This is a genomic window from Pseudoalteromonas sp. TAE56, from assembly GCF_000497955.1.
Taxonomy (GTDB): Bacteria; Pseudomonadota; Gammaproteobacteria; order Enterobacterales; family Alteromonadaceae; genus Pseudoalteromonas.
The window spans coordinates 51375-70993 of the sequence record NZ_AUTN01000144.1 but is presented as its reverse complement, the minus strand read 5'-3'; the positions used below and the strand labels follow the sequence as shown (position 1 = coordinate 70993).

Annotated in this window: 16 protein-coding genes; 12 read left to right on the top strand and 4 right to left on the bottom strand. The window is 38.5% G+C overall.

The features are described 5' to 3' along the window. Positions 1-172 precede the first annotated feature (172 nt). Complete coding sequence (gene hflX, locus L656_RS0118390) at positions 173-1525, top strand: GTPase HflX (RefSeq protein WP_024600276.1); 1353 nt, start codon at positions 173-175, stop codon at positions 1523-1525. A 101-nt stretch (positions 1526-1626) separates the two neighbouring features. Here the strand turns inward: hflX and L656_RS0118385 are convergent, their stop codons facing one another. Both L656_RS0118385 and L656_RS0118380 read right to left on the bottom strand, forming a co-directional pair. Further along, entirely contained in the window at positions 1627-3393 is a 1767-nt protein-coding gene (locus tag L656_RS0118385) for an AMP-binding protein (protein WP_446727584.1), read from the bottom strand. Between the two features lie 154 nt (positions 3394-3547). Beyond that, complete coding sequence (locus L656_RS0118380) at positions 3548-3994, bottom strand: DUF3010 family protein (RefSeq protein ID WP_007582681.1); 447 nt, start codon at positions 3992-3994, stop codon at positions 3548-3550. 355 nt (positions 3995-4349) lie between these two features. Here L656_RS0118380 and thrS point away from each other — a divergent pair, with 355 nt between their 5' ends. The 10 genes from thrS to L656_RS0118330 all read left to right on the top strand — a co-directional run bounded on the left by thrS (position 4350) and on the right by L656_RS0118330 (position 15052). Further along, positions 4350-6260 (top strand): threonine--tRNA ligase, encoded by a 1911-nt coding sequence (gene thrS / locus L656_RS0118375; protein ID WP_007582683.1) that lies wholly within the window; start codon positions 4350-4352, stop codon positions 6258-6260. A gap of 59 nt (positions 6261-6319) precedes the next feature. Beyond that, positions 6320-6880 (top strand): translation initiation factor IF-3, encoded by a 561-nt coding sequence (gene infC / locus L656_RS0118370; protein ID WP_002960714.1) that lies wholly within the window; start codon positions 6320-6322, stop codon positions 6878-6880. Between the two features lie 212 nt (positions 6881-7092). Continuing rightward, positions 7093-7293, top strand: a complete 201-nt coding sequence (gene rpmI, locus L656_RS0118365; protein ID WP_002960713.1) for a 50S ribosomal protein L35 — start codon at positions 7093-7095, stop codon at positions 7291-7293. A 15-nt stretch (positions 7294-7308) separates the two neighbouring features. Further along, complete coding sequence (gene rplT / locus L656_RS0118360) at positions 7309-7668, top strand: 50S ribosomal protein L20 (RefSeq protein ID WP_002960711.1); 360 nt, start codon at positions 7309-7311, stop codon at positions 7666-7668. Positions 7669-8196: 528 nt separating this feature from the next. Beyond that, on the top strand, positions 8197-10014 hold the full coding sequence (locus L656_RS0118355; protein WP_024600274.1) for a M14 family metallopeptidase: 1818 nt from the start codon (positions 8197-8199) through the stop codon (positions 10012-10014). A gap of 1 nt (position 10015) precedes the next feature. Continuing rightward, entirely contained in the window at positions 10016-10657 is a 642-nt protein-coding gene (locus L656_RS0118350) for an MBL fold metallo-hydrolase (protein WP_024600273.1), read from the top strand. Between the two features lie 107 nt (positions 10658-10764). Further along, the gene (locus L656_RS0118345; protein ID WP_007375323.1) at positions 10765-11223 is read left to right on the top strand and encodes an Lrp/AsnC family transcriptional regulator; all 459 of its coding nucleotides are present in this window, start codon (positions 10765-10767) and stop codon (positions 11221-11223) included. 127 nt (positions 11224-11350) lie between these two features. Further along, complete coding sequence (locus L656_RS0118340; protein ID WP_008169027.1) at positions 11351-12907, top strand: SulP family inorganic anion transporter; 1557 nt, start codon at positions 11351-11353, stop codon at positions 12905-12907. Between the two features lie 251 nt (positions 12908-13158). Next, entirely contained in the window at positions 13159-14235 is a 1077-nt protein-coding gene (locus tag L656_RS0118335; RefSeq protein WP_007582687.1) for a sensor histidine kinase, read from the top strand. Continuing rightward, complete coding sequence (locus L656_RS0118330) at positions 14228-15052, top strand: LytR/AlgR family response regulator transcription factor (RefSeq protein ID WP_024600272.1); 825 nt, start codon at positions 14228-14230, stop codon at positions 15050-15052. The genes L656_RS0118335 and L656_RS0118330 overlap by 8 nt, the downstream gene beginning before the upstream one ends. 236 nt (positions 15053-15288) lie before the next feature. On the opposite strand, the gene pyk is transcribed toward L656_RS0118330, so the two are convergent. Then, positions 15289-16725: a pyruvate kinase gene (pyk, locus tag L656_RS0118325; protein WP_007582689.1), complete on the bottom strand. Its 1437-nt coding sequence runs from the start codon at positions 16723-16725 to the stop codon at positions 15289-15291. 377 nt (positions 16726-17102) lie between these two features. Between pyk and gndA the strand changes: the two genes are divergently transcribed. After that, a complete protein-coding gene (gndA, locus tag L656_RS0118320) occupies positions 17103-18476 on the top strand; it encodes an NADP-dependent phosphogluconate dehydrogenase (RefSeq protein ID WP_010554474.1) in 1374 nt (457 codons plus the stop codon). A gap of 68 nt (positions 18477-18544) precedes the next feature. On the opposite strand, the gene ansA is transcribed toward gndA, so the two are convergent. Next, entirely contained in the window at positions 18545-19555 is a 1011-nt protein-coding gene (ansA, locus tag L656_RS0118315; RefSeq protein ID WP_024600271.1) for an asparaginase, read from the bottom strand. Positions 19556-19619: the final 64 nt, after the last annotated feature.

Below are 19619 nucleotides of genomic sequence, written 5' to 3'. Positions count from 1 at the left end.
ATACGATTGAGTGCCAAATTTAGCCATAAATTTATATCTAATTGTGGCTAGATTTAGTTATAAAAGTGATTAGTTAATTATAACTCTATAAAGCTGAGCTATAACAGCGTAGGATCAACTTACTTTCGAATGAAAAATAGGTTTGCACCTTAGTGCATTAACACAAAAATTTATGCAAACAACTGCAAAAGCATCACTTCCAAACGCCTTACTTATTTCTATTAGCACACCACAGTTTAAAGGAGACGAAGCTACAGAGTCGCTTGCAGAACTTGCGCGCTTGGTGACTACTTTAGGGTTTAAAGTAGTAGGTACTCAATCGCAAAAGCAAAGTTCTACCCAAAAGGTTAATGTACTTGGCTCAGGCAAACTAGCAGAAATAGCGCACCTTACCGGTAATAAAGGGTCTGCTGCAGATGAGCAAGAAGATGAAAATGTTCTTGATGACGATCCATTATCTGACATGCCGTCAGAAATCCCATCAGACGATTTAGATTTTGCGTGTGCCGATGTTGTAGTATTTGATTGCGATTTAACGCCTTCTCAGCTACGTAATGTTGAGAACCAGTTAGGTGTAGAAGTATTTGACCGCACAGGCATAATCATTGAAATATTTAGCCGCCATGCGCGAACTAAAACAGCAAAATTACAAGTTGAAATTGCTCGCCTTAATTATGTCGCGCCTCGTCTTCGTGAAACATCAACAGGTGATAAAGAACGCCAAATGGGTAAAGGGGCGGGTGAAACCACCCTTGAGCTAAATCGCCGTAAGGTGCGCGATCAATTAGCAGAATTAAAGCGTGAGCTTGTTAGTGTTCAAGATGTAATGATGGACAGACGTACGCAGCGCTCTGAGCTATTTTCAGTAGCTTTAATTGGTTATACCAATGCTGGTAAGTCATCAATGATGCGTGCAATTACAGGCAGTGATGTGGAAGGCGAAAACAAACTTTTTGCTACGCTAGATACTACAGTTCGTGCGTTATATCCAATTACACAGCCTCGTATACTCGTATCTGATACAGTTGGTTTTATTAAAAAGTTACCACACGATTTGGTTGCTTCGTTTCACTCAACACTCGCTGAAGCACATGATGCGTCGCTACTTTTGTATGTGGTTGATGCATCAGACCCTTCTTTTCGTTCACAGCTTGAAGTAGTACATAAAGTACTGGCAGAAGTTGGTGTGGAAGGCAGCAAAAAATTATTAGTGCTGAATAAATCAGACCAATTAAGTACTGAGCAGCAGCAATCGCTAATGGATGAGTTTCCTGATGCAATGATGACCTCTACGCGTAACCCTGATGATATTAGTAAACTGCATAAATATATTGTTGATATTGCTCAAGAAGACATGATTGAAGAAGAGATTGTTATACCGTACACAGCCAAAGGTATCGTGGGCGAAATTCGATCGAGTATGAGTGTTGTTAAAGAAGAATATGAATACAGCCATATTAAATTAACAGTACGCTCAAGTGCGATTGATTTAGAGCGTTTAAAAAAGAGAATGTTGGATTTATAATAAATTCAAAACATAAAAAGCACAGCCAATCGGCTGTGCTTTTTAATAGTTGCTTGAGGTAGATTTATTATTCGCAATACAGGTTTTCCATAGAAGAGAAATTAAGAGAAAGCCTTATCGCTTAGCTCTTCTTGCATTTGCTCTCGCATTTTAAATTTTTGCAGTTTACCTGTTACTGTCATTGGGTAGTTTTCTACAAAACGGATATGTCGTGGCATTTTAAAGTAGGCTAGTTTGTCTTTCAAAAACTCACGAACTGCTTGCTCATCCAGCACTGCATCTTCTTTTGGTTGGATCCAAGCGCACACTTCCTCGCCATACTTTTCATCTGTTATACCAAATATGGCTGCATCTTGAATGCCTGGGTAGGTGTAAAGCACTTCTTCTATTTCGCGCGGATAAATGTTTTCGCCGCCGCGAATAATCATATCCTTAATACGCCCGACTATAGTGACAAACCCTTCAGTATCCATAACACCTAAATCACCAGAGTGCAGCCAACCGCTGTCATCTATTGTGGCTTTTGTTTTAGATTCGTCATTCCAATAGCAGCGCATTATACCTGCACCTTTACTACACACTTCGCCAGGTTGACCAATTTGTTGAATGTTACCCAACTCGTCAATAATTTTAACCTCGGTATGTGCAAGCGCACGGCCAACAGTCGTTACTTGGCGCTCTATTGAAGAGTCTGTTTCGGTAATGTTGTTTATGGGGCTGCACTCAGTTTGTCCGTAAGCAATGAGCACTTGATGCATGTTCATTTGTGTTTGTACTTTTCGCATTACTTGCTCAGGGCACGTTGAACCTGCCATTACACCCGTGCGTAAAGTACTTAAGTCATAATCGTTAAAATTACTTAGTTCAAGCTCACTAATAAACATAGTTGGTACCCCATGCAGCGCTGTGCAGCCTTCTTGTTGCACTACATCAAGGGTTGTTTTTGCATCAAACGAATCACCTGGGTAAATTGCTGCAGCACCCTTACTTACACATAATAAGCTACCTAGTACCATAGCAAAGCAATGATACAGCGGGATCGGAATGCATAACTTGTCATTGCTTGTAAAATGCATGGATTCGGCGACGAATAGCGCATTATTTAAAATATTTTTATGAGTGAGCGTTGCGCCTTTTGGGTTGCCTGTTGTGCCTGATGTAAATTGTATATTGATGTCTTGCTCAGCATTTAAGTGTGCACCTATTGCTTTTAATTCACGCTCATGTGCTGCTGTTGGCAAGTTAATAACATCATTAAAAGAATGCATACCAGGAGGTGCTTCATCGCCAATGCGGACTATATTTTTAAGAGTGGGCAGTGCTTTTAAATTAAGTGTGTCTTTATCGCAAGTTGCAAGTTCTGGCGCTAAACAATTAAGCATTTCTATATAATCACTGCCTTTGAAGTTTGATGCTGTAATTAAGGTGGAGCATTCAACACTATTTAAGGCGTATTGTAATTCGTTAGGGCGATATGCAGGGTTAATACACACCATTATTGCGCCAATTTTAGCTGTTGCGAATTGGGTTAAGCACCACTCAATATTATTAGGAGACCAAATACCAACACGTTCGCCTGGTTTCACGCCAAGTGCCAGCAACCCCATAGCGAGTTGATTAACTTCTTTTTGAAATTCCTTATACGTTAAACGAATACCCTGATGATGAACTACAACAGCTAACGCCTCTGGGTTTTTGTCGACAATAAAGTCAAAGTACTCGCCAATGGTTGAATTTGTTAAAGGTGTGCTTTGTATACCTTTAAAATAGCTTTGCGATAACGGTAAGTGATTTATTTGTTCTACTTCTTTTACCGCAATAGTGTGTGTGTGTGCATTGCTCTCTCCATGAAAATGTGTGTGAGTTATGTAAACTACAAAGTTAAAATAAACACATATTGTCGACAAAGAGAAGTGCAGTTAGACTAATGTATTATTAGATTAATAAAAGCTAATACTACTTTTTAGACACAAAAAAACGCGTCTTACAATGTAAGTACGCGTTTTTTAACGAGTAATGAGTTTACATTTCGTCGCTGCGGTATGTTTTTTTCATGATGTAAACGTAAGCGTTTACAAATGCATTTTCTTGGTACTTTTTAAGGCCTGTTTCTTCAAAATCAATAGGGATAGGATTACGCTTTACCTGTTCTTTAATTTCAGTTGTGGTAAACAAACGTACATCTAAATTGTCGATTAATTGAATCGCAGTTTCCATTTTGAATCCCTTCGCGCTGCCAGCAAATTTACCTTTAGGCTGACGCTCACGGATTGCAACAGAATCAATTTGGTAATCTTGCATTAGTTTTGCAAAATCGAATTGAAATTTACGCATTACTTCAGTGTCGTTACCGTTACCTAAGGTAAAGCGTGTTTGGCGCACATCGCGAATATCAAATACGTCATTATCTTTACTTAAAATACAAAGTAGTACATCACTACCGGTAATTTCTACACCACATGTTCTCATGTCTATTCTCTAAAATAACTTAATTACGCAGTATTATACGCAACGCACATTAAAATGCGAGTGTAGGTATAGTTGTAGGTGCGTAATTAGCGCGTTGATGCTTTTATATTTTAACTAAATGATTTTTTTTGCACTAAAAGCTGCATTTAGTGCTCAAAACGGGAGGATTTCACCCCTTTAAACTTGTAATTAAATGCACAGCACGCGACAATATATCCTTGTAGTTGAACAGACTCGTCATCTACATTAATTAGTCAATGCTTATTCGTAAAAGCGTTGTCGAGCCATTCTCATTTAATTTAATAAAAATACACGTGATACATTGTAGGTGTCACCACTGTAGTAAGGATTTATAATGCCAGTTATTACTCTTCCTGACGGAAGTCAACGTAGTTTTGAAAACCCTGTAAGTACGCTTGATGTTGCAAACGATATTGGTCCTGGTTTAGCTAAAGCGACCATTGCAGGTCGTGTTAATGGCGACCGTGTTGATGCATGTGATTTAATTAGTGAAGATTCTCGCCTTGAGATCATCACCGCAAAAGACGATGACGGCCTTGAAATCATTCGTCACTCTTGTGCTCACTTAATTGGTCATGCAGTTAAGCAACTTTTCCCAGACGCAAAAATGGCAATTGGTCCTACCATTGATAACGGTTTTTACTACGATATCGATATGGAACATTCATTATCACAAGATGATCTTGAAGCAATTGAAAAGCGTATGTTGCAACTTGCAAAAACAAACTACGACGTAGTGAAAAAAACAGTAAGCTGGCAAGAAGCACGCGATACTTTTGAAGCGCGTGGCGAAACATACAAAATAGAAATTTTGGACGAAAACATTGCTAAAGATGATCGTCCAGGGTTATATCATCACGAAGAATATGTAGACATGTGTCGTGGACCTCACGTTCCTAACATGAAATTTTGCCAAAACTTCAAAATAATGAAAGTGGCGGGTGCATATTGGCGCGGTGATTCAGAAAACAAAATGCTACAACGCATTTACGGCACAGCGTGGGGCGATAAAAAGCAACTTAAAGCGTATTTAAAACGCCTTGAAGAAGCTGAAAAACGCGATCACCGTCGTATTGGTAAAGCGCTTGATTTATGGCACTGGCAAGAAGAAGCGCCAGGCATGGTATTTTGGCACAACGATGGTTGGAGCATTTACCGCGAGCTTGAAGAGTTTGTACGTGAAAAATTACGTGAATATGAGTACGAAGAAGTAAAAGGTCCAATGATGATGGACCGTTCACTTTGGGAAAAATCAGGCCACTGGGAAAAGTATTCAGAAGCAATGTTTACCACTGAGTCTGAAAAGCGTGAATACGCAATTAAACCAATGAACTGCCCAGGCCATGTGCAAATATTTAACCAAGGTTTAAAATCGTACCGTGATTTACCACTTCGTATGGCTGAATTTGGTTGTTGTCATCGTAATGAACCATCAGGTGCACTACACGGTTTAATGCGTGTACGTGGCTTTACACAAGATGATGCTCACATTTTTTGTACTGAAGAGCAGATAATGGACGAAGTTTCAGCATGTATTAAGATGGTTTATGATACATATGAGACATTCGGATTTGAGAAGATTGTAGTTAAGCTATCTACTCGCCCAGAACAACGCATTGGTGAAGACCATATGTGGGATAAAGCTGAGCTTGCATTAGCCGAAGCACTTAAGCTTAACGATATTGAATTTGATTATCTTCCGGGTGAAGGCGCGTTTTATGGCCCGAAGATTGAATTTACTTTATACGATTGTTTAGACAGAGCGTGGCAGTGTGGTACAGTGCAATTAGACTTTGCATTACCGGGTCGTTTAGGCGCTACTTATGTAGCAGAAAATAACGAACGTCGTACACCTGTAATGATACATCGTGCTATTTTAGGTTCTATTGAACGCTTTATTGGCATTTTAACTGAAGAGTACGCTGGTTTATTCCCAACGTGGCTTGCGCCAAAGCAAGTGGTAATTATGAATATTACCGATAAACAGGCTCCTTATGTTAAAGAAGTTGTACAAAAATTAAATAAACTTGGAATTAGAGCCGCTGCTGACTTGAGAAATGAGAAGATTGGCTTTAAAATCCGTGAGCATACACTGAAGCGTATTCCATACTTACTTGTTGTTGGCGATAAAGAAGTTGAACAACAAGAAGTAGCAGTGCGTACTCGCACAGGTGAAGACCTAGGCAAATTTAATGTTGATGATTTTGTAGCTAAAATTAGCGAAGAAATTAAAAATCGACAGTAAAAATCGAGCGTGTAAGGCATTAACAAACAGCCAATTACACGCTTATATTATTGATATTCTTGGAGGAACGTACTATTAGAGGCGGCAAGAAAGGGCAACAAACAGCTCAAAAAAATCGTATTAACGAAGAAATTACAGCGCAAGAAGTTCGTTTAATTGACATTGAAGGCGAACAAGCTGGAATTCAGTCATTACAAGACGCGCAAACTATGGCCGATGCAGCGGGTGTTGATCTTGTTGAGATCAGTCCAAACGCTGAGCCGCCTGTTTGTAGAATCATGGACTACGGTAAGTTCATCTTTGAAAAAAGCAAAGAACTAAAAGAGCAGAAAAAGAAGCAAAAGCAAATCCAGATTAAAGAAATCAAATTCCGTCCTGGTACGGATGAAGGTGACTATCAGGTTAAGCTTCGCAACTTACGTAAGTTCTTAGAAGCTGGCGATAAAGCTAAGATTACGATCCGCTTCCGTGGCCGTGAAATGGCTCACCAAGAAATTGGTATAGAATTATTAAACCGTATCAAAGCCGATTTAGAAGAACTTGCAGTAGTTGAGTCTTTCCCAAATCGTGTTGAAGGTCGCCAAATGGTTATGATGATGGCGCCTGTTGCTAAAAAATAATTTTTAAGCGATAATACGCACCGAAATTAGCTCAGGTCTGCAAGTAATATGCGAATATTCACCTGAGTTAACCGGTATTAAAGTAAGATTGCGGCATTTATGTTGGGTCTTCACCGGAACATGGCAGTAAGTTAGGCCTAAAAGTGGAGCTATAGAAATATATCTCACGCCTGCTTACTAATTTAAAAGCAATACAATTTGGAGTTATTGCAATGGCTTATAAGCTAAAAAGTCACAGTGGCGCTGCTAAGCGTTTCAAAAAGACTGCTTCTGGCGGTTTCAAGCGTAAACAAGCGCATCTTCGTCATATTCTGACTAAGAAAACTTCTAAGCGTAAGTTACACCTACGTCCTAAGATGATGGTTCATAAAAATGACCATGGTCTAGTTTCACGTATGTTACCGTTCGCTTAATAGGGGTTTTTAGAAATGGCAAGAGTTAAACGCGGCGTTGTCGCACGTGCACGTCACAAAAAAGTTTTAAAACAAGCAAAAGGTTACTACGGAGCACGTTCACGTGTTTACCGCGTAGCTTTCCAGGCTGTTACTAAAGCGGGTCAATACGCTTACCGTGACCGTCGTGCGAAGAAACGTACTTTCCGTCAATTATGGATTGCACGTATCAATGCTGCTTCACGTCAAAATGGTCTGTCTTACAGCCGTTTTATCAATGGTCTTAAAAAGACATCTGTAGAAATCGATCGTAAGATCCTTGCAGATATCGCTGTTTACGACCAAGTTGCATTCGCAGCGCTTGTAGAAAAAGCAAAAGAAGGCCTAGCCGCTTAAGCTTTTTTATATAAGTATTAAAAAGGAGCCTATGGCTCCTTTTTTTGTGCCTGTTATTTAGTAACATACATTTTTTTTGGAATTAAGTTTATAAATAGTAATGTACTGAACTGCCAAAGCGTGTTGAACCTTGGTGGTTGAATTTGCAGTAGTATGCTTGGCTTTTAAGCAAAGCGAATACCAAATATATGCTGCCCTTTGAGCTCGATCTTGGGACGGTTAACCCTTTGTTGCTCGGTTTTTACTTATGCTTAAATGGATGTAACCCAATAGAATAACGTAGGAGCAGTTATCGAGCCCACAGGTACAAACCTCGCACCGCGATTAAACCTCCCCTAGATTGAACAAATTTCAATCCACAAAGAACAATACGCCCTAGACTTAATAAGTTTATAAAGCCCCTAAAGACAGCCGTAAATAGGGGATATGTAATTGGCTGCATTTTTTTGTTGAATCACCGCAGTTTCCTCATTATAAAAAAATTAGTTGATATAATTTATATAATTGAGGCGTTTGTTAGAGAATTTTATGTTTGCAAGTTTACTAGTTTTATCTGCAAGTGTTGCGTATGACGCACACTTACCTCCATTAATTGAGTGGCAGGGGAAAAGCGTAGAGCTTTTACAAAAACAAGGGCCGTTAACTACTGATTTTGAGTTGTCAGCAGGTGAAGCGTCACCCGATTATGCAAATACAATGGCATTTGTAGATAGGTTAGTTGCTGCAAACCCTACTCAGTTTCAATCTCAAACCATCGGCTATAGTAATAGCAAACGTGCAATTAAAATGCTGATTGCCAGTGAGCAAGGCTTTTTTGAAGCAAGGCAAATGGCTAATAGCACTAAGCCAACTATTTTTATTCAGGCAGGGATACACTCTGGTGAAATAGACGGTAAAGATGCCATGTTTATGCTGCTTAGAGATATAGCAACGGGTAAGCGTCGTGACATTTTAAAAAAGGTAAACATATTATTTATTCCTATTTTAAATGTAGATGGGCACGAACGTAGTAGTGCATTCAATCGCATCAATCAACGGGGCCCTGCAAAAATGGGCTTTAGAACAAATGCTAATAACCTTAATTTAAATCGTGATTTTACCAAATTAGATACCCCAGAAGTTAGAAGTGTTTTAAAGGTTATTAACGACTACAACCCAAATTTATATATTGATGTACACGTAACCGATGGCGCAGATTATCAATACGATGTGACTTATGGCTACAACCCGGTTTTTTCAAGCGAGTCGCCTGCGGTATCAGATGCACTAAACCAGTTTTTTAAACCTCTGATTGACGATACGCTCGCTAAGCAAGGGCACATGCCAGGGCCACTTATTTTTGTTATGGATAAGCGCGACTTTAAAAAAGGATTAGCGGGGTGGGTTGCTACACCGCGCTTTTCAAATGGTTGGGGTGATTTAAAGTCATTACCGACTATTTTAGTTGAAAATCATTCATTAAAACCTTACAAGCAACGTGTATTAGGAACTTACGTGTTTTTAGATGGTGCTATTACTGCGCTATCAAAGCATAGTCATGAGTTAGCTAATGCAGTAAAAAAAGAGCAAGAATTTGTTCCTAAACAGTTAATAGTAAAGCGTGGCTATGCCAAGCATGCTGACACGATTGCGCAGTTTAAAGGTATCGAATATTCATCAAGCATGAGTGCACTCTCGGGCCAAAAAGAAGTTAAATATTTAGGTAAAGCACATACATATATCGACTTACCTATTTATTGGCAAAAAGATGTACAACATACAGTTGAAGTACCTAAAGCTTTTTTTATTCCGCCTGTATATCGCAATATTATTAAGAAACTAAAGTTACACGGTGTCTCTATTAATAAACTTGAAGGGGCAAACACACAGCCTTTAAAAGTAGCAAAGGTGGCAGACTACACGTTTGATAAAGCACCATTTGAAGGCCGTTTTAGAGTGTCAGCAAGTTTCGATTATGTCCCCGCTATAAATGTAGATTTAGATGGTTGGTATCAAGTCAATACTCAACAAAAAGCAGGTGAGCTTGCTGTGCATTTATTGCATCCTGAAGCACCCGATTCGTTTTTTGCATGGGGGGAATTTAATACTATTTTCCAGCGTACTGAGTATATGGAAAACTATGCACTAATTCCGTTTGCACGCCAAATGCTAAAAGATAATCCAAAGCTAGCGCTTAAGTTTGATGAAAAGCTTAAAGATAAATTGTTCGCAAGCGACGCTGAAGCGAGATTAAACTGGTTATATGAGCAAAGCCCATTTTATGATCAAGCGTATTTAAAGTACCCAATACTGATGTCATTCGAAGAAGAAGTTGTTATCCCGGATCAAAAAAATAAAGAAATCTAATATGCAAATTATAACCATACCCGTCACTGCATTTGCACAAAATAGTCGTATTATTTGGTGTAGTGAAACTAAACAAGCCGTAGTCATAGACCCAGGTGGTGACCCTGATAAAATAGTAGCAGCCCTTAATGAGCATAAACTAGAGTTAAGTGCTATTTGGTTAACGCACGGGCATTTAGACCATGTGGGTGGGGCTGATATTTTACGTAATCAATTTAACGTACAAATTATTGGCCCACAAAAAGATGAGTACTTCTGGTTTGAAAACTTACCTATGCAAGCACAAATGTTCGGGTTTAAACCTATTGAGCCTTTTTATCCGGATATTTGGCTAAACCATAACGACACCGTGAGCGTAGGTAAACTTAGCTTTTTAGTGAAGCATTGTCCGGGGCATACATCTGGTCATATTGTGTTTTATCAACAAGACTATGAATGCGTTATTGTAGGTGATGTTATTTTTAAAGGCTCAGTAGGGCGAACTGATTTCCCTAAGGGGAACAGCGAACAACTTATAGAGTCGATTAAGACGCATATTCTAACCTTACCTGATAATACTAAAATATTGGCAGGGCATGGGAGCGACACTACGGTTGGATTTGAAAAACAAACAAATCCTTTTGTGAGCGGTAAGTTTGGTTAAGTTACTTATTTTAAGTTTGGCAAACTGCATAAAAATTAAAAATAAGCAGACTGAGTTTTAAAATGGTTGTATAATTTAACCAGTTTATTTGATAAATAAGAAATAAAATGTCTCTAAATCACGTAGATCGCCAAATATTGGCACTTTTACAACAAGATGCTAGTTTATCAACCGCAGAAATTGCAGATAAAGTAGGCTTGTCTCAATCTCCATGCTGGCGTCGAATTGCCAAGCTAGAGCAAGATGGTTATATAAAAAGTAAAGTGGCTCTCTTAGATGAGAAAAAACTTGGCTTTGATATGCTTGTATATGCACATGTACGTTTATCAAACCACGGTAAAAAGAACCTTGCTGAATTTGAAAAACTTATAATGAGTTATGATCAAGTAACAGAGTGTTACACCATGGCCGGAACAATGGACTTTATGCTACGCATAATTTCACAAGGCATAGAAGGTTATGAGCACTTTGTACGCGATAATTTACTAAGCTTAGAATACGTACAAGAAGTACATTCTAATGTAACAATGACATGCGTAAAACGTAGTACATCTCTTCCTTTATAAAAGCACTTCTTTAAAAGCTAAACCTCTTTTAGTTTAGCTTAACCACATAATGACAATTGTTAACTGAGCGCTAATTTGTTAGAATTTAGCGCTTTTTTTATACCCATAACACCATTTGAGGAACTCAATGTTTAACTTACTCAGTAGGGCGCCTAGCTCTGCTAAAAACGATATTCTATCTGGATTAACTGTGGCGCTTGCCCTAGTACCAGAAGCTGTTGCGTTTGCCTTTGTTGCAAATGTAGAACCTTTAGTTGGTCTATATGCCGCGTTTATCGTTGGTTTAATTACGGCTATATTTGGTGGCCGCCCTGGTATGATTTCAGGTGCAACCGGTGCATTAGCTGTTGTTATGGTAAGTTTAGTGCTTGATCATGGAGTTGAGTATTTATTTGCGACCGTATTGCTCATGGGCATACTACAAATACTCGCCGGTGTATTTAAACTCGGTAAGTTTATCCGAATGGTTCCTCATCCGGTAATGCTTGGTTTTGTAAACGGCTTAGCTATTGTTATATTTTTAGCCCAATTAGGACAATTTAAAGTGCCTGATGGTATGGGCGGACAAGAGTGGATGACGGGTAACCCGCTATACATTATGCTTGGTTTAGTGGCTTTAACTATGGCTATTATTCAGTTTTTACCAAAACTAACCACGGCTGTGCCCTCTACATTAGTCGCTATTATTACAGTCACCGCTTTAGTTATTGGTTTGGATTTAGAAGCGCATACTGTAGTTGATTTCTTAAAAGGAATGACAGGCGACGAAGCTGCAACAATTGCTGGCGGTTTACCTGAATTTCATATTCCTATGGTGCCGTTTACTTTCGAAACGCTACAAATTATTTTTCCTTATGCGCTTATTTTAGCGGCTATTGGTTTAATTGAATCTTTATTAACGCTTAGCTTAATTGACGAAATTACAGAAACCCGTGGTCATAGTAATAAAGAGTGTATAGGGCAAGGCGCTGCAAATATTACTTGTGGTATGTTTGGTGCAATGGGTGGTTGTGCAATGATAGGTCAATCAATGATCAATATTAACTCAGGTGGTCGCTCGCGTTTATCGGGTATTAGTGCCGCATTGATGTTGCTTGCATTCATCATATTCGCTTCAAGTTTAATTGAGATGATCCCACTAGCTGCACTTGTTGGTGTTATGTTTATGGTTGTACTAGGTACGTTTGAATGGGCTAGCTTTAAAATGATGAAGCGTGTGCCTCTATCAGACGCGTTCGTAATAGTACTTGTATCGGGTGTGACGGTTATTACCGATTTAGCTATTGCAGTATGTGTAGGTGTTATTGTATCTGCATTAGTATTTGCTTGGCAGCATGCTAAGCACATATACACAACTAACTATATAGATGAAGAAGGCGCTAAAGTATATGAGTTACATGGCCCACTTTTCTTTGGTTCAGTTAAAAACTTTGCAGAGTTATTTGATGTTAAAAATGACCCTAAAAATGTAATTGTTGAATTTAAGCATAGCCGCGTATCTGATCACAGTGCAATTGAAGCAATTGACACACTTGCTGATAAGTACACAAAAGCAGGTAAGCAACTTCACTTACGTCACTTAAGTAAAGACTGTACGCAGTTGCTGCATAAAGCACGCGATTTGGTTGAAGTGAATGTGATTGAAGATCCAACATACAAAGTAGCATCAGACAAACTAGCTTAATTTACACAAAGCTATTTATATTTAAAAAGCGAAAGGTGAATAACCTTTCGCTTTTTTAGTGTCTCTACTATTTGTTTGCGGTAAGACTCTTAAAAAGCAAGGTAGGCTGTAGTGCTATGCAAACTCATAAATCTATATAATAAGATTATCTAATTTTATGAAAATTAGCCCTACATAGGTAAAAATAATAATGAATAACAAGCGCCTATTCTATGGAATTAGTCTTTAACTATACGGAGTAAACATCTATTTTGAACTGGCAATCTTTAGTCGATAACAGACAACGTTTTTTTTGGCTTTTGCAAATTGCAGGCTGGATTGGTTATGCGTTAGTAAATTATATTGGCTCTAAAGTATTTGAAATGCGTGATATATACGTATTTGTTATTTTATTAAATGCTTACGCTGGTTGCTTAATGACAGTACCGCTTAGGTATATTTACCGTAAAATTTGGAATGCCTCGCCTTGGGTATTAATGATTGTAGTATTTGGTGCCTCTTATGTAACGGGTACTTTATGGGCTGTCGTTCAAAAGTTTAATTTGTGGGAAATATACCGCCATGGTTATAGACCCGAAGAGTGGTTTTATTACCTGCAGCAAGGTTTAGATTCTGTTTATATTATTTTATGTTGGAGTGGTCTGTACTTTGGCGTTAAATATTACCAACTATTACAAAGCGAGCGACAAAAAGCGCTCAAAGCCACAACTATGGCACACGAAGCGCAATTAAAAATGCTTAGGTATCAGCTCAATCCCCATTTTTTATTTAATACACTCAACGCTATTTCTACTTTAATTTTGGTTAAAGAAAACAAAGATGCTAACTTAATGGTAGCAAGGTTAAGTGACTTTTTACGTTATACATTAAATACCGATCCAATTAAAAAAGTACCACTAGAGCAAGAGCTACATGCGCTCATGCTTTATTTAGAAATAGAGCGTGTTCGTTTTGATGAGCGATTAAAGGTAAATGTAGATATAAGTGAGCAAGCTAAAGAGGCTTTAGTACCGAGCTTAATTTTGCAACCTATTATAGAGAACGCGATTAAATATGCGATTGCTCATCTAACAGAAGGTGGGGTAATTGATATAAAAGCACAAGTATTTGCGAATGAATTATTACTAGAAGTGGGCGACAACGGCCCAGGTACTGACATACTTGATGGTCAATTAGTTAACGCTCAAGGTGTAGGTGTCGCTAATACTAAAGATAGATTAAAAACGTTGTATGAAAATAATTATTCGTTTGTATTATCACATAATACGCCAAGTGGATTAAAAGTTAATCTGCGAGTACCTTTTGAGAAGGCTGTGAAAAATGACTAAAATAAAAACACTCATTGTTGATGATGAACCGTTAGCAAGAAAGGGTTTAGCGGTAAGGCTTGAAGAATACTCTGATATTGAAGTAATTAAATTGTGTAGTTCAGGCGCTGATGCAATTGAAATGTGCCAAAGTGAGAAAATCGACTTAGTTTTTTTAGATATTCAAATGCCAGGCATGAATGGTTTTGAAGTAGCAAGAGCGCTCAGCGAAAGTACAAAAGCCTTACCTGCGATTGTGTTTGTAACTGCCTTTGATCAGTTTGCCGTAAAAGCGTTTGAAATTCATGCTCTCGATTACATTTTAAAACCCGTTGATGATAACAGACTAAAACAGGCGGTAGAAAAAGTGCATACCTACTTAAAAACGCAGCAAGACAACGCCCATAAGAAAAAACTAGCGAGTTTTGTAGCCGGTATTACTGGTAACAATTGCGAAGAAATACTTAAAAAATTAGCCACTGGCGACACGCTAACAGACAGGCGTTACCCAGAATCACTTGCAGTGAAAGAGCAGGGCGAAATTATTCGTGTGCCAGTAGCGACTATCCAATGGGTTGATGCTGCAGGTGACTACATGTGTTTACACTGTGAAGATGGACAAACGCATATTTTACGCAAAACAATGAAAGAGCTAGAGCAAGAGTTGGACCCTCAGTTGTTTGTACGCGTACACCGAAGTGCAATAGTAAATACAAAGCAAATTAGTAAGTTGGTTACGCAGGTAAGTGGCGAGTATTTATTAGTACTTGAAAACGGACAAGAATTAAAAGTGAGCCGTAGCTATCGAGATAAGGTTAAAGCAGCGTTAGCAAGTTAAAACCAAAACCAACGTTTTTATTACAGACACAAAAAATGCGAGCTAAGCTCGCATTTTTTATATTTGTAATTAATTATACCAATTGCGTTAAATAAGTAATCTATTATAGCGCTAAGTAAATAGCGCTATAATAAGGCGAAAATTATGACATATAGTTGTTCTATATGAATAATTTTCAACGCAGTGAGAGCGCTATTTAATGCGATAGAATAATCATGTTTTTAATAAAATTGGTATTATGCAACGGTTACAATTTTCATTGTGTTAGTTGCACCCACAGTTTCCATTGAGTCACCGTGAGTAATAATTACTGTATCGCCAGACTGTAAAGACCCTTGAGAAACTAAAGTATCAAGCGCGGCTTTTACCATACCGTCTTTTTCAGTTTTTGTAGAATCAAAAAATACTGGGTAAACACCACGATAAAGTGCTGTTTGACCTAATGTACTCGCATGACGTGAAAGCGAGTAGATTGGTAAGCCTGAGCTGATACGCGACATTAATTTAGCCGTACTACCAGATTCAGTAAGTGTGATGATTGCTTTAACCGAATCTAAGTGATTAGCTGCATACATAGCAGAAAGCGCAATTGATTCAGCATTGTTAGAAAAGCGACTATCTAAACGGTGCTTAGAAACGTGCGTTTCTTTTTGCGATTCAGCACCTAAACAAACACGTGCCATAGTTGCAACTGTTTCTTCAGGATAATCACCGGCAGCTGTTTCAGCTGAAAGCATAACTGCATCTGTTCCATCAAGAACAGCATTTGCAACATCCATTACTTCTGCACGTGTAGGCATAGGGTTATCGATCATCGATTCCATCATTTGCGTTGCTGTTACTACAGTACGGTTTAATGAACGAGCACGACGAATAATTAGTTTTTGTTTGCCCATAAGAGCAGCATCACCAATTTCAACACCTAAATCACCACGAGCAACCATTACAGCGTCAGACGCCAAAATGATGTCATCAACAGCTTCTTGCGTTTCAACGGCTTCAGCACGTTCAATTTTAGCAAGTAACTGTGCTTTTGAACCAGCAGCTTCAGCAAGCGAGCGCACGTAGCGCATATCGTCGCCACTACGTGGGAATGATACGGCAATGTAATCTACGTCAATTTCAGCGGCAGTTATTAAATCTTCTTTGTCTTTTTCAGTAAATGCTGGAGCAGTTAAACCACCACCTAAACGGTTAATACCTTTATTGTTAGATAAAACACCGCCAACAGTCACTGTACAATGCACTAAATGCCCAGCTACTTCATCAACACTTAATTGAATAAGGCCATCGTTTAGAAGTAGTAAATCGTTAGGGCTTACATCGTTAGGTAATTCTTTATAATCAATACCTACAGAGTTTATGTCGCCTTCGCCTTTTTCCATTTTTGCATCAAGGGTAAATTTTGCACCCACAGCAAGCGTTACTTTACCTTCTTTAAAAGTAGAAACGCGGATTTTAGGACCTTGAAGGTCAGCAAGGATAGCAATATGCTTGCCTAATCTTTTTGCAATATCGCGTACGGCTTGTGCACGGTCTTTATGATCTTGGGCAACACCATGTGAGAAGTTTAAACGTACTACATTAGCCCCAGCGATAATAATTTTTTCTAAGTTGTTATCTCTATCGGTAGCAGGTCCAAGGGTAGCGACTATTTTCGTGCGTCTTAGCATCAATTTCTCCTGTTTGCTTGGTGAAAGCATGTTGACGTTATTTTGTTGACTTAAAATATCTATATTAGAATAAAATATTTTAGTTATGTGCAAACTTCAAAGGTTTGCCACTATTTTATACAAAACTATTGTGTCATCATTATGACACCGGTGTCAGAATGCGTCAATGATCTTAATTTCAATTAGCTTTGCTTTTAGTCACCCCGAGACCATTGATGTTTGATATAATTACGTAGCTTATTTATCTGTAATAAAAAAGCATGTTGTATTAGCTCATGATTAGTATTTTATGACTGTATGAGTATAATGCACGCGGTATTATTTAATTTATACACTGAATTTTCTAACCAAATAGTTGTTACCGAGGAGGACACTAGATGCAAGTTGCATTAGTAGGGTTAGGCGTTATGGGAAAAAATCTTGCCCTAAACTTGATTGAAAAAGGGATAACGCTAGTCGCTTATGACAAAAACCCACATGCGGGTGAAGAGTTACTAAGTTGTGCTAAATCTCAAGGCATGGCTGATAGGCTTCACATCGTCTCTGATTTAAGAGACATGGTAAGGCGTTTAGAAGCACCTCGTTCTATTTTATTACTTGTTCCTGCGGGTGAGTTAGTTGATACAGTTTGTAATGAACTTGTAGAGGCCGGCGTTAACTGTGACGATATGATAGTCGATTGCGGTAATAGTAATTATAAAGACGGTATAACGCGTAAACTTAAATACCAAAATAAATTTGAATTTGCCACTATGGGAATTTCTGGCGGTGCAGAAGGCGCTCGCCATGGTCCTGCAATGATGGCAAGTGGTTCTGAAGGTGGTTGGGAACGTATTGAGCCATGGTTTGAAAAAGTTGCTGCTAGCTATAATGGCGACTCGTGTTTTGCACGTGTTGGTCAATCAGCAAGTGGTCATTTTGTAAAAATGGTTCATAACGGTATTGAATACGCACTTATGCAACTTATTGCAGAAGTGTACCAATTACTTCGTTTAGGTACTAATCGTTCTCCAAAAGAAGTGGCTGAGATATTTAATGACTGGTCAGAAGGTCAATTAAATAGCTACTTACTGTCTATTTCTAGCCACATATTGTCACTTGAAAATCATAATAATGTACCGCTTGCGGACTTAATTGATAATAAAGTTGGCGCTAAAGGTACTGGTCTTTGGACAGCGCAAAATGCACTAGAACTTGGTATTGCTGTGCCTTCACTTGTTGCTGCTGTACAAGCTCGTCATTTAACTAATGCATGTAATACAACGGCTGCACAAGAGATGACGTACGCATCTAAATCAACTAACAATGTTGAAATTGATTTAGAAGAACTAAAAGAAGCGTTCTTACTTGCAAGCTTACTAGCGTATCGCCAAGGTTTAGCATTAATTAAAGGTGCATCACGTACTCATCAGTGGAAAGTTGATTTATCTAAAACGCTTCAAACATGGCGCGCGGGTTGTATTATTCGTGCTGACTACCTCGATAGCGTTGCACAAGGTGTTGAATTTATTGATACCCTTGAGAAAGAGTCTAACTCTTTGCGTAAAATTACCGGTCAAGCAATAATGACTGGTTTAGCATTCCCTGTATTGGGAGCTACACAAACGTATTTAGCAACATTAACTACACCGAGTAATGGGCATTTAGTTCAAGCCCAGCGTGATTACTTTGGTGAGCACGGCGTTAAAACCCATAGCGGTGAAACATGCCATTTAACTGACCTAGTGGATATAGACGCTAAAGTTAGATAATAAACAGTTGTTTAAAACGATAAAGGCACGCTATTTAGCGTGCCTTTTGTATTTTAGTCCTGCGAAATTTAACGGCTTAATTCACCGCGTAAATTGTCTTGCATTAAATGACGAATAGTTTCGACCTCTAATTTTTGGCTAAATAAATAATGTAATTTAGTTAAGCATGCTTCAAGGGTCATATCGTATCCACTAATAACACCAATATTTAACAGTGCATTACCCGTTGCATAGCCGCCCATATTTACATGGCCTTTTAAGCACTGCGTTAAATTAATAATAACGACGCCACGTTTACTTGCTTCTTCAAGTATTGATAAAAAGTTAGGATCTTGCGGTGCATTACCTACACCAAAACTAAGTAACACCAAGGCTTTAATATTGCCATTGACTAAGCTTTTAACCACTTCTTGACTAATACCAGGGTATAAATAAAGCACCCCAATGGCTTGAGGTGTGATGGGGGTAACTTGAAGCTCATTTTCCACATAAGGACTAAGTTGCCCTTTAATCAATTGAATATTAATACCCGATAACGCTAAAGGATCAAGATTAGGGGAGGCAAATGCATTAAAACCATCAGCATGGGCTTTAGTTGCTCTGTTACCCCTAAACAGTTGGTTATTAAAAAATAGACTCACTTCAGCAATAGGGTAGTTGGCTGCTAAATACATGGCATTGAGTAAGTTGACTTGCCCGTCAGATCGCAACTGAGAAAGTGGTATTTGTGAGCCAGTTACAATCACAGGTTTAGTTAAATTTTCAAACATAAACGATAGCGCTGAGGCTGTATATGCCATAGTATCGGTGCCATGAAGCACAACAAAACCATCATAATCTTGGTATTTGTTTTTAATGTCATCAGCAATAAGTTGCCAATGCTCAGGAGACATATCTGAAGAATCTATAAGCGGGCAATATTCGTGAATATCAAACAAAGGCATTTCATCACGGTTAAACTCTGCGTTATTAACCACTGTTTCTGTTAAAAAACCTTCAGCAGGAATATAACCTCGACTCGATTTTTTCATACCTATAGTACCGCCAGTATAAGCGATATAAATGCGTTTACGTTTCATAAAAAAAGCCCAGTAAAAAAACTGGGCTTAGTATAACGTTAAGTAACTTTAAATACAGCTGATT